The sequence below is a fragment of the Thiobacillus sp. genome (assembly GCF_024708915.1).
Genome location: NZ_JANJXQ010000068.1, coordinates 1 through 11,095, shown reverse-complemented (window position 1 = coordinate 11,095; position 11,095 = coordinate 1). Strand labels below are relative to the sequence as shown.

The 11,095-nt window shown below is 65.1% G+C and carries 12 protein-coding genes; 7 read left to right on the top strand and 5 right to left on the bottom strand.

From position 1 onward, the window contains the following. Positions 1-1,240: ATP-binding protein (locus Q0L94_RS05275; RefSeq protein WP_296750856.1), on the top strand; the 1,240-nt coding region annotated here is incomplete at its 5' end. On the opposite strand, the gene Q0L94_RS05270 is transcribed toward Q0L94_RS05275, so the two are convergent. Together Q0L94_RS05270 and Q0L94_RS05265 are read right to left on the bottom strand one after the other, a co-directional pair. Next, positions 1,233-1,388 (bottom strand): hypothetical protein, encoded by a 156-nt coding sequence (locus Q0L94_RS05270; protein ID WP_296750854.1) that lies wholly within the window; start codon positions 1,386-1,388, stop codon positions 1,233-1,235. The two genes, Q0L94_RS05275 and Q0L94_RS05270, sit on opposite strands and share 8 nt — an antisense overlap. After that, complete coding sequence (locus Q0L94_RS05265; protein WP_296750850.1) at positions 1,388-1,540, bottom strand: hypothetical protein; 153 nt, start codon at positions 1,538-1,540, stop codon at positions 1,388-1,390. Before Q0L94_RS05265 ends, Q0L94_RS05270 begins: the two co-directional genes overlap by 1 nt. A gap of 272 nt (positions 1,541-1,812) precedes the next feature. Between Q0L94_RS05265 and Q0L94_RS05260 the strand changes: the two genes are divergently transcribed. Continuing rightward, positions 1,813-3,777 (top strand): ATP-binding cassette domain-containing protein, encoded by a 1,965-nt coding sequence (locus Q0L94_RS05260; RefSeq protein ID WP_296750847.1) that lies wholly within the window; start codon positions 1,813-1,815, stop codon positions 3,775-3,777. A 96-nt stretch (positions 3,778-3,873) separates the two neighbouring features. On the opposite strand, the gene Q0L94_RS05255 is transcribed toward Q0L94_RS05260, so the two are convergent. Genes Q0L94_RS05255 through tkt form a run of 3 tightly spaced genes read right to left on the bottom strand, consistent with a single transcriptional unit; the run spans position 3,874 to position 6,756 of the window. Further along, complete coding sequence (locus Q0L94_RS05255) at positions 3,874-4,434, bottom strand: DUF488 family protein (protein WP_296750844.1); 561 nt, start codon at positions 4,432-4,434, stop codon at positions 3,874-3,876. A 3-nt stretch (positions 4,435-4,437) separates the two neighbouring features. Beyond that, positions 4,438-4,650: a DUF2945 domain-containing protein gene (locus Q0L94_RS05250; RefSeq protein ID WP_296750842.1), complete on the bottom strand. Its 213-nt coding sequence runs from the start codon at positions 4,648-4,650 to the stop codon at positions 4,438-4,440. A 54-nt stretch (positions 4,651-4,704) separates the two neighbouring features. After that, the gene (gene tkt, locus Q0L94_RS05245; RefSeq protein ID WP_296750839.1) at positions 4,705-6,756 is read right to left on the bottom strand and encodes a transketolase; all 2,052 of its coding nucleotides are present in this window, start codon (positions 6,754-6,756) and stop codon (positions 4,705-4,707) included. Between the two features lie 77 nt (positions 6,757-6,833). Here tkt and Q0L94_RS05240 point away from each other — a divergent pair, with 77 nt between their 5' ends. From Q0L94_RS05240 to Q0L94_RS05220, 5 genes are all read left to right on the top strand, one after another. Continuing rightward, complete coding sequence (locus Q0L94_RS05240) at positions 6,834-6,977, top strand: hypothetical protein (RefSeq protein WP_296750836.1); 144 nt, start codon at positions 6,834-6,836, stop codon at positions 6,975-6,977. A 91-nt stretch (positions 6,978-7,068) separates the two neighbouring features. Further along, positions 7,069-7,992 (top strand): glycine--tRNA ligase subunit alpha, encoded by a 924-nt coding sequence (gene glyQ, locus Q0L94_RS05235; RefSeq protein WP_296750833.1) that lies wholly within the window; start codon positions 7,069-7,071, stop codon positions 7,990-7,992. Beyond that, entirely contained in the window at positions 7,989-10,205 is a 2,217-nt protein-coding gene (gene glyS, locus Q0L94_RS05230; protein ID WP_296750830.1) for a glycine--tRNA ligase subunit beta, read from the top strand. Before glyQ ends, glyS begins: the two co-directional genes overlap by 4 nt. Positions 10,206-10,235: 30 nt before the next feature. After that, entirely contained in the window at positions 10,236-10,775 is a 540-nt protein-coding gene (gene gmhB / locus Q0L94_RS05225; protein WP_296750827.1) for a D-glycero-beta-D-manno-heptose 1,7-bisphosphate 7-phosphatase, read from the top strand. Next, positions 10,772-11,095: 1-acyl-sn-glycerol-3-phosphate acyltransferase (locus Q0L94_RS05220; RefSeq protein ID WP_366799231.1), on the top strand; the 324-nt coding region annotated here is incomplete at its 3' end. The genes gmhB and Q0L94_RS05220, both read left to right, overlap by 4 nt.

The window sequence follows — 11,095 nt, the reverse complement described above, 5'->3', positions numbered from 1 at the left end:
CTTCATCGTGTTCCAGGCGGCGGCGTTCTGGGTGGTGTATCGCACCCTGATCGTCCCGGTGGCGGAACGCTCGGCGGACGACCTGGCCGGATTGATCGTGCTGTCGGCGCAGACCTGGGTGGAGCTGCCGCCGCCGACGCGCGCCGCGTTCGAACGCGAACTGGCGCGACGCCATGGCCTGCGCCTCACCACCGGCGCCACCGGCGCCACCGCAGATGCCCCGCAATTCGCCTTTCGCGCGCAGATCGAAGCCGCATTGAGCCGCCGGTTAGGCGAGCCCATCGTGTTGCGCGGGATGCCGGAGACGGCGGCGGCATGGCTGGATATTCCGGTGGCCGGGCATGATCTGCATGCCGGATTCTTCCCTGACCGCTATGCCGTCAAGCCACCGCTGGCGGCCATCGCGGTGATTGCGCTGGGCGCATTCCTCAGTCTGCTGACTGCCCTGTTTCTGGTGCGCCGCATCACCGTGCCGCTAGCGCGCGCGGCGCAGGCGGCCAGCCAGGTTGGCGCGGGCGAGCTGCCCGAGCCCTTGCCGGAAACCGGCCCGGCCGAGCTGGCCGAACTGGCCCGCCGCTTCAACCGGATGGCGACCGAGGTAGGCGATCTGCTGGATAACCGCACCACCCTGCTGGCGGGGATTTCGCACGACCTGCGTACCCCGATGACGCGGCTGCAGCTCAATCTGGAAATGCTGCGCGATGCCCCCAGCGCGGCACGCATCGACCGCGCGGTGGCCGATCTGGCCGACATGAACCGGCTGATTACGGGCTACCTGGAGCTGGCGCGCACCACGCAGGCCGAAATGAAAGTGCGTTTCGACCTTGCGGGTTTGCTGGAGGAGATCGCGGCCGATACCGGACTGTCGTGGCAGGGTGCGCTGCCGTGCGAGATCGAGGCCGGCCGGCTTGCGCTGCGGCAAATCGTCACCAACCTGATCCAGAATGCGCAGCGTTATGGCGGCGGCGCGCCGGTCGAACTGGCGCTGGAATGCAGCAACAAACAGGCGCGGGTGATCGTGCGCGATGGCGGCGCGGGTATTCCAGACGATCAGCTGGAAAAAGTGTTCAGGCCGTTTTACCGGCTCGATGCGTCGCGTTCACAGGCCACCGGCGGAACCGGACTGGGACTGGCGATCGTGCGGCAGCTGGCGGAAACCAATGGATGGACCGTGTCGCTCAAAAACCGTGCGGCGGGCGGTCTGGAGGCGGCGCTGGAAATCCGCCGGGGCGTCAGATGAAGTGTGCGCTGGCGCGCCGCAGTATCCGGAATTCGATGAACAGCAGCGTCAGGCTGAACATCGACATGCGGCGGGTGCTACCGCTGAAGAATCCCAGCGGCGAGCACGACAGGCCGACGCTCACGCGGGTGGCTCTACCCAGTTGCATCAGGCGGCCGGCTGGCGGGCAAACAGGGAAAACTGTACGAACAGCAGCGACAGGCTGGTGAGGCTCATGCGTTCGGTCTGGCCGTGGAACCAGGAAAAAGGCGAGGAGCTGAGTTCGAGAACCAGTTGTTTTTTGCCGAATTGCAGTTTCATGATGCACTCCTTGATGAAGGTTTTGCCTTAATACGTGCAATGCCTGTGCCACCCGGGTCTGTCGCGATATGATGTTAAAAACATCATATGAAACAATGTGTTGAAATATGTTTCCCGCAAACTTCGACAGGCGGCATGGCACGGATTGACGGAAAGTCGTCAATCCGTGTCGAGGCGGCAAACAGCGGGCGCCCGCCGGGCGGATGGCGGCGTCAAGGTAGAATCCGGCTTTCGATTTGGGCGGAGCGTTTCAGGCGCGCCGCATCTTCTGCATGATCATCCTCAAGAATCTCAGCCTGCGGCGCAGCGCCAAGGTGCTGCTCGACAACGCCTCGGTGTCGATCAACCCCGGCGAAAAAGTCGGCCTGGTGGGGCGCAACGGCGCCGGTAAGTCCAGCCTGTTCGCGCTCATCAACGGCACCCTGCACGAAGACCGCGGCGACTTTTCCATGCCGACGCAGTGGCGCATGGCGCAGGTGGCGCAGGATATGCCGGAAACGGCGGAGTCCGCCACCGGGTTCGTCATCGCCGGCGACACCCAGTTGGCCGAGGCGCAGGCAGAAGTCGATGCCGCCGAGGCCAGCGACGACGGCGAGCGCATGGCGCATGCCTACATGGCGCTGCACGACGCCGGCGCCCACGACGCACAGTCGCGCGCGCAGGCCCTGATTCTCGGCCTGGGATTCCAGGTGCGCGAACTGGATCAGCCGGTCAACAGCTTCTCCGGCGGCTGGCGCATGCGATTACAGTTGGCGCGCGCACTGATGTGCCCGTCGGAACTGCTGCTGCTCGACGAGCCGACCAACCACCTCGATCTGGATGCGCTGGTGTGGCTGGAAGCCTGGCTGAAGAAATACCCCGGCACCCTGCTGGTGATCAGCCACGACCGCGAATTTCTCGACGCGGTGACCAACGTCACCATCCACATCGAAAACGGCCAGCTCACCCGCTACGGCGGCAACTACAGCACCTTCGAGGACATGCGCGCCGAGCAGATGGCGCTGCAGCAGGCGGCGTTCGCCAAGCAGCAGGAGAAAATCGCGCACCTGCAGAAATTCATCGACCGCTTCAAGGCCAAGGCCAGCAAGGCCAAGCAGGCGCAAAGCCGGGTCAAGGCGCTGGACCGCATGGAAAAGCTGGCCCCGCTGCTGGCGAGCGCGGATTTCACTTTCGAGTTCAAGGAGCCGCTCAACCTGCCCAACCCGATGCTGACGATCGACGACGCCAGCTTCGGTTATCCGCCGGCGGACGGCACGGGCGAGCCGACGGTGATCGTGCGGGGGGTCAGCAAGTCGGTCTTCGCCGGCCAGCGCATCGGCATCCTCGGCGCCAACGGCCAGGGCAAGTCGACGCTGGTGAAGACCATCGCGCGCGACCTCGCGGTCGTTGCCGGTGCCGTGACCGAAGGCAAGGGCCTCAACATCGGCTACTTCGCGCAGCAGGAACTCGACGTGCTGCGCCCGGCCGACACCCCGCTGGAGCACATGATCCGCCTCGCCCGCGACACCATCGCCAACGGCGGCGCCGGCCAGTTCAGCAGCCGCGAACAGGATCTGCGCAATTTCCTCGGCACCTTCAACTTCAGCGGCGACATGGTCAAGCAGGCCGTCGGCACCATGAGCGGCGGCGAAAAAGCGCGGCTGGTGCTGTGCATGATCGTGTGGCAGCGCCCCAACCTGCTGCTGTTGGACGAGCCGACCAACCACCTCGATCTTGCCACCCGCGAGGCGCTGGCGATGGCCTTGAACGAATTCGAAGGCACGCTGATGCTGGTCAGCCACGACCGTGCCCTGCTGCGTTCGGTTTGCGACGAATTCTGGCTGGTCAGCCGTGGCGGGGTCGAGCCCTTCGACGGCGACCTGGACGACTACCAGCGCTATCTGCTGGACGAGGGCAAGCGCCTGCGTGAAGAACTCAAGCAGGCGGGCAAGAGGGTCGAAGCTCCGGAAGTAAAACCGGAGCCTGCCCCGGTAACGGCGAAAAAACCGGTGGTGTCATCGGGCAAGATCAAGGCGCTGAAGCAGAAGCTGGAAAGACTCGACAAGAGCATGGCTGCGCTTCAAGTGGAAAAAAATACGCTTGAAGCACGCCTGAGCGGGACGATTTCCGTCGAAGCGATTACCGAAACCGGCAGGCAGCTTCAGCACGTCATTGACGAACTGGCGATCGAAGAGGGGGAATGGCTGGAGTTGTCGGGGGAAATCGAGACGCTGGAGACGTCGAGCACGTGTTTATAGGGTGGTAATCGGGCGGTATTTGACCCTCCGTGTTGCTGCCGCGGCTGAATGAGCGCACCGCATAATGATTTCCCGCATCCGGTTCATGACAGGCCATCAGGGCGGCGGTTCCCGCGCCAACGCGTAGGTCAGCCGGCCCTCTACAATGCGCGCCGGCGAAGTGTAAGGATGCACCGTGCTGTGCCTGGCATCGGCGATATGGATCACCTCGATGCCGCGCACACGCAACACGTCGGCGATCAGCGCGCGATGACAGCGCCACCACACCGCCTCGGCGCACATCAGCGCGGTACGTCGCTGCCCGGCCAGCGCCAGCAGCGCGTCGAGGCCTTCGGCAAACTCCGCGCTGGCGAGATAGTCGGCGTAGCCGCGAAACGAGGCGTTGCGCCAGCCGTCGTTCGGTGAATCGGGCCGCACCGGGCGGCGTCCGCCGAGCTTGGGCAACCACCGATATCTGATGCCGTGCGCCAGCAGCGATTCACGCAGCGCATCCTTTGCGAAATGCGGATGGCGGCGCGAGCCGGGAAAGCGCCGGACATCGGCGACCGTCTCGATGCGATAGGTCGCCAGCGCGTCGAGAAACGCCTCCAGCGTGCGGGTCGAATGGCCGATCGTCCAGATCGTTTCGATTCCGCTGGCGCCGCATCCGGAGGGCATCGCTCAGACTATTCGCTGCAACGCAGCGCCTTTGTGCATCGCAATGTGATCGGTCTTGTCGCTCTGGATCGCGTACTGCGGATCTTCCGGGCTGCAGCGGCGCATATGGCCTTTGTATAGGGTGTCGCGCGTATGCACCTTGATGATCGTGCCACTCACCAGGCCGGCCTCCGAGTTCCAGCGTACGTGGTCGCCGATCTTGAATGGATGGCTCATGCTCATGGTCTCCGTTGATGACCGGCTGCGCCGCGCTGTTGTGGCCGCTTCCGCCTATCGGCGTGCCAGCAGCGCCTTGGCGCGTGCGGCCACGTGGTCGACGGTGAAGCCGTATTCGCGCAGCAGGACGCCGGCCGGAGCCGAGGCGCCGAAGCGTTCGACGCCGAGCATGTCACCGTGGGCGCCGACGTAGCGGCCCCAGCCCTGAGACACGCCCAGTTCGACCGCCAGGCGCGCCGGCACGCGCGGCGGCAGCACGTCGTCGCGATAGCTTTGCGGCTGGGTATCGAACAGTTCCCAGCTCGGCATCGACACGCAGCGCACTGCGACGCCTTCGCTCCGCAGGCGCTCGGCGGCGGCGAGGATCAGGCCGACTTCGGAGCCGCTGGCAATCAGGATCAGCTCGGGTTGGGCGTGTTTCGCATCGCTCAGCACATACGCGCCGCGGCGCAGACCGTCGGCGCTGGCATAACGGCTGCGGTCGAGCGTGGGCACATCCTGCCGGGTCAGCGCCAGCAGCACCGGGTGGCCGCGGGTTTCCACCGCCACTTTCCACGCCACCGCGGTTTCGTTGGCGTCGGCAGGCCGGATCACGGTGAGACCGGGGATCGCGCGCAGGCTGGCCAGTTGCTCGACCGGCTGGTGGGTGGGGCCGTCCTCGCCGACGGCGATGCTGTCGTGGGTGAACACGTGCACCACGTGCACGCCCATCAGCGCGGCCAGGCGGATTGCCGGGCGCATGTAGTCGGAGAAGATCAGGAAGGTGGCGCCGTAGGGGATGAAACCGCCATGCGCGGCGAGACCATTGACGATCGCCCCCATCGCATGTTCGCGCACGCCGAAATGCAGGTTGCGGCCGGCGTAACTCCAGCCGCCGTGGCCGGAGCCTTCGCTGCCCGTTCCGCTTGCCGGGGCCGGATTGAAGTCGCCCAGCCCGGTCAGCGCGGTGTGGGTGGACGGATCGAGATCGGCCGAGCCGCCGACCAGTGCCGGCAGCTTCGGCGCGAACGCATTCATGATCTTGCCGCTGGCGACGCGCGTGGCCATGCCCTTGGCGTCGGCGGGAAAAAACGGGATGCCGGCATCCCACCCGGCAGGAAGTTCGCCACGCAGACGGCCCTGCAGCTCGCCGGCCAGTTCAGGGAATGCCCGGGCATAGGCATCGAACCGTTCATTCCATTCGGCTTCCGCCCGGGCGCCGCGTTGCAGAGCCGCGCGGAAATGCGCCAGCGCCGGCTGCGGCACCCGAAACGGCGGATCGACCGGCCAGCCAAGCGTCTCCTTGGTCTTTTTGACGCCCTCGACGCCGAGCGGCGAACCGTGGGCTTTGTAGCTGTCCTGCTCGGGCGAGCCGAAGCCGATGTGGGTGCGCACCAGGATCAGTGATGGCCGCGCGGTGTCGGCACGCGCGGCGTCGAGCGCGGCGCCAATCGCGGCGACGTCGTTGCCGTCGGCCACGTGGAGCACCTGCCAGCCACAGGCTTCGAAGCGTTGGCTGCGATCCTCCGAAAACGTGATGTCGGTACCGGCCGACAGGGTGACGCTGTTGTCGTCGTAGAGGCAGATCAGCTTGCCGAGTTGCAGATGCCCGGCCAGCGACGCAGCCTCGGAGGCGATCCCTTCCATCAGGTCGCCGTCGCTTACGATGGCCCAGGTATGGTGGTCGATCACCGTGTGGCCGTCGCGGTTATAGCGCGCCGCCAGATGGGCTTCGCCGATCGCCATGCCGACTGCATTCGCCAGCCCTTGCCCGAGCGGGCCGGTGGTCACTTCGACGCCGGGCGTGTGGCCGCGCTCGGGATGCCCCGGCGCCTTGCTTCCCCATTGGCGAAACTGCCGGATGTCGTCCAGCGACAGCGCGTAGCCAGTCAGATGCAGCAGGCTGTAGAGAAGCGCGGAGCCGTGTCCGGCCGACAGCACGAAGCGATCGCGGTCGGCCCAGTCCGGGTTGGCCGGGTGGTGCTTGAACTGGCGCGTCCATAGCGCGTAGGCCATTGGCGCGGCGCCGAGCGGCAGTCCCGGATGGCCGCTGCCGGCGTGCTGCACCATGTCCACCGAGAGGAAGCGCAGCGTATCGATGCATAGCGAGTCGAGTTGATCGGACATGAAGACGCCTCTATTCAATCAAGGATGGGTGGGCGTCACGATCGCGACGCCCCGCGTTGCTTCAGGATAGTTTGCATTTGACCGATTTCGTTTCCCCCAAGCTGCCGGATCGTCCCGCTGTGGCGGGTTCATTGGCGGATTCGTTTGCAATTCCGGCGGTATTTGAAATGCCGGATTCGGTCGGAAAGTTTGTCGGCAAGGATTCGGGATTGGCTGCTTGAGAGACCGGGCCGGCTCCCGCCCATCGGGCAATGCCGAAACCCCCGCCAAGCACGCTAAAATGCCGCTTTGCCGAAAAGCTGCTGATCCGCCGTGAAACCCACCTTTCAGGACATTATCCTCACCCTGCAACGCTACTGGGCCGAGCGCGGCTGTGCGCTGCTGCAGCCCTACGACATGGAAGTCGGTGCGGGCACCTCGCACACCGCCACATTTTTACGATCCCTTGGCCCGGAGCCGTGGAAGGCCGCCTACGTGCAGCCCAGCCGCCGGCCCAAGGACGGCCGCTACGGCGACAACCCCAACCGCCTGCAGCACTACTACCAGTTCCAGGTGGTACTGAAACCCGCGCCGGCCGACATCCTGGAGCTGTATCTCGGTTCGCTCGAAGCGCTCGGGTTTGACCTGAAAAAGAACGACGTGCGCTTCGTCGAGGACGACTGGGAGAACCCCACGCTCGGCGCCTGGGGGCTGGGCTGGGAGGTGTGGCTGAACGGCATGGAAGTCACCCAGTTCACCTACTTCCAGCAGGTCGGCGGCATCGACTGCAAGCCGATCACCGGCGAGATCACCTACGGCCTGGAGCGGCTGGCCATGTATCTGCAGGGCGTCGAGAGCGTGTTCGACCTGGTGTGGACCGAGGGACTGAGCTACCGCGACGTCTACCACCAGAACGAGGTCGAGCAGAGCGCCTACAACTTCGAGCACAGCGATGTCGATTTCCTGCTCACCGCGTTTGCCGCGCACGAGAAGACGGCGCAGGAACTGATGACGGCGCAGCTCGCGCTGCCGGCCTACGAACAGGTACTGAAGGCCGCGCACACCTTCAACCTGCTCGACGCGCGCGGCGCGATTTCGGTGACCGAGCGCGCCGCCTACATCGGGCGCATCCGCAACCTGGCGCGGGCAGTGGCCAGAAGCTACCTCGACAGCCGCGCGCGGCTCGGCTTCCCGATGGCGCCGCGCGAGTGGGCGCACGAAGCGACGGTACAGCTCGAAAAGAAGGCGGCAGCATGAGCGCACAAAACTTACTGGTCGAACTGTTCGTCGAAGAACTGCCGCCGAAGGCGCTGAAGAAGCTGGGCGAGGCCTTTTCCGCTGCGCTCGCCGAAAGCCTCGTCGCGCAGGAGCTGACCGGGGCGGATGCCGCCGTCACACATTTCGCCTCGCCGCGCCGCCTCGGCGCGCACCTCACAGGCGTGCTCGCGCGTGCCGCCGACAAGCCGGTGTCGAGCAAGCTGATGCCGGTTTCGGTCGGCCTCGACGCGGCCGGTCAGGCGACACCGGCGCTGCTGAAGCGGCTCGCCGCGCTGGGTGCTGACGCCTCCGCGGTGACGACGCTGCACCGCGAGGGTGAAGGCAAGAACGAAGCCCTGTACCACGACAGCGTCGCTCCCGGCGCCACGCTCGCCGAAGGCCTGCAGAAAGCCCTCGAAGCCGCGATGGCGAAGCTGCCCATCCCCAAGGTGATGAGCTATCAGCTCGAAGACGGCTGGACCACGGTCGATTTCGTGCGCCCGGTGCACGGGCTGGTCGCGCTGCACGGCGCTGACGTGGTGCCGGTGTCGGTGCTGGGTTTGCACGCAGGGCGCGACACGCACGGCCATCGTTTCGAGGCGCGCGTGAGCCCGGTGGTGCTGACCTCCGCCGACAGCTACGCCACGCAGTTGAAAGAGGAAGGCGCGGTTATCGCCAGCTTCGCCGAGCGCCGCGCCGATATCGTGCGCCAGTTGCATGCGGCCGCCGCGCCGCTGGGGCTGAAGCCGGTGGACGACGCCGCGCTGCTCGACGAGGTCACCGCGCTGGTTGAACGGCCCAATGTGCTGGTCGGCACTTTTGAAACCGCATATCTTGAAGTGCCGCAGGAATGCCTGATCCTCACGATGAAGGCGAACCAGAAATATTTCCCGCTGCTGGACGCGCAAAGCAAGCTGACCAACCGCTTTCTCATCGTTTCCAACATCTCGCCCGCCGATGCCTCCGCCGTGATCCAGGGCAACGAACGCGTGGTGCGCCCGCGTCTGGCCGACGCCAAGTTCTTCTTCGACCAGGACCGCAAGAAGGCGCTCGATTCGCGCGTGCTGGGGCTGGCCAAGGTGGTGTATCACAACAAGCTGGGCACCCAGGGCGAGCGGGTGACGCGGATGCAGGCGATCGCCCGCGTCATCGGCGAGCAGCTCGGCGGCGAGGCGCTGGCGCTGAAAGCCGGTCAGGCCGCATTGCTGGCCAAGGCCGACCTGCTCACCGACATGGTGGGCGAGTTTCCCGAACTGCAGGGCATCATGGGGCGCTATTACGCCCAGCACGACGGCTTGGCCGACGACATTGCCTTCGCCATCGAGGACCACTACAAGCCGCGCTTCGCAGGCGACGAGCTGCCGCGCAGCGACGTCGGCGTGTGCGTGGCGCTGGCGGACAAGCTGGAAACGTTGGTCGGAATGTTCAGCATTGGAGAGAAACCAACTGGTGATAAAGACCCCTTTGCACTTAGGCGGCATGCACTAGGGATCATTCGTTTATTGATCGAATCGAAACTCCAAGCAAATTTGGATTGGCTGTTGCAAGTCGCTCTCATGGCTCACGGTGACGCTGGCCTTAAAAAGAATTGGTCTCAAAAGATGCATGAGATGCGGCTTGCAGAGTTGCAAACAAAGGAGCTTTCAGGTTTTCAGGTAGTGGCAACTGGTTACGAGGAGCGTGTGATCCCCCCAAATACTAAGCAAGATGTATTTGATTTTATTTTCGAGCGTCTTGCGGGACTGTTGAGGGATCAGGGTTTTAGCGCCAACGAAGTCGACGCCGTGCTGACGCTGCGCCCGCCGGTACTGGCTGACATTCCTAAACGGCTCGACGCGGTGCGGGGGTTTGCAGCATTGCCCGAAGCCCCCGCGCTCGCCGCTGCCAACAAGCGCGTCGGCAACATCCTGAAAAAAGCCGAGGGCGAGGCGGGCGGCACAGTCGATCAAGGCCGACTCGTCGAGGCGGCGGAAACCGCGCTGTTCGCCGCGCTCGGCGAGATCGCGCCGCGTGCCGACGCCGCCTTCGCCGCCGGCGACTACACTGCCTCGCTGCAGGCGCTGGCCGCGCTGAAAGCCCCGGTCGACGCCTTCTTCGACACGGTGATGGTCAACGCCGACGATCCGGCGCTCCGCGCCAACCGTCTGGCGCTGCTGAACCAGCTGCACCGGACCATGAATCGGGTTGCGGACTTGTCGCGTCTGGCGGCGTAATATGGGCCCGGTAAAGGCAGGGGTTGGACCATGAAGCTCATCATTCTCGACCGTGACGGCGTCATCAACTTCGGCTCCGCCCAGTTCATCAAGTCTCCGGAAGAGTGGAAGCCCATTCCCGGCAGCCTGGAAGCGATCGCACGGCTGACGCGCGAAGGCTGGCGCGTGGTGGTGGCGACCAATCAGTCCGGGCTGGCGCGCGGGCTGTTCGAGATGGCCACGCTGAACGCCATCCACGCCAAGATGCACAAGGCAGTGGCGCAGGCGGGAGGGCGTATCGAGGCGGTGTTTTACTGCCCGCATTCGGCTGACATGGAATGCAGCTGCCGCAAGCCCAAGCCAGGGCTGTTCGACGAGATCGCCGCGCGCTACGGCCAGGATCTGCAGGATGTGCCCGCCATCGGCGATTCGCTGCGCGACCTGCAGGCGGCGGCGGAAGTCGGTTGCCTGCCCATGCTGGTCGAAACCGGCAAGGGCCGGAAGACGCTGGGCGCGGGCGGACTGCCCGAAGGCACGCAGATTTACGCCAACCTGGCGGAGGCCGTGGACGCCATCCTGAGCCGTACATGATCGTCTTGCGTTCCACCCTGTTCGCCCTGGTGCAAAGCCTGGCAACCGTGTTTTTTGCGATTGTCGCGCTGCTGACCTTTCCCTTCGGCCCGTTTGCCCGTTATCGCCTCATCACCCTGTGGAACCGCTTTGTCGTCAAGGCGGCGGCCCTCATCTGCGGCATCCGCTTCGAGATCCGCGGGCGGGAAAACCTGCCGGATCGCCCGGTCATCGTCATGGCCAAGCACCAATCGGCCTGGGAAACCATCGCGCTGCCCATCCTGTTGCCGCCGCAGGCCATGGTGCTGAAAAAGGAATTGCTGAGGATTCCGTTTTTCGGC

Coding starts and splice junctions, on each gene's coding strand:
- Q0L94_RS05270 (WP_296750854.1), bottom strand. CDS start 1,388: ATGCAACTGGGTAGAGCCACCCGCGTGAGCGTCGGCCTGTCGTGCTCG.
- Q0L94_RS05265 (WP_296750850.1), bottom strand. CDS start 1,540: ATGAAACTGCAATTCGGCAAAAAACAACTGGTTCTCGAACTCAGCTCC.
- Q0L94_RS05260 (WP_296750847.1), top strand. CDS start 1,813: ATGATCATCCTCAAGAATCTCAGCCTGCGGCGCAGCGCCAAGGTGCTG.
- Q0L94_RS05255 (WP_296750844.1), bottom strand. CDS start 4,434: ATGCCCTCCGGATGCGGCGCCAGCGGAATCGAAACGATCTGGACGATC.
- Q0L94_RS05250 (WP_296750842.1), bottom strand. CDS start 4,650: ATGAGCCATCCATTCAAGATCGGCGACCACGTACGCTGGAACTCGGAG.
- tkt (WP_296750839.1), bottom strand. CDS start 6,756: ATGTCCGATCAACTCGACTCGCTATGCATCGATACGCTGCGCTTCCTC.
- glyS (WP_296750830.1), top strand. CDS start 7,989: ATGAGCGCACAAAACTTACTGGTCGAACTGTTCGTCGAAGAACTGCCG.
- gmhB (WP_296750827.1), top strand. CDS start 10,236: ATGAAGCTCATCATTCTCGACCGTGACGGCGTCATCAACTTCGGCTCC.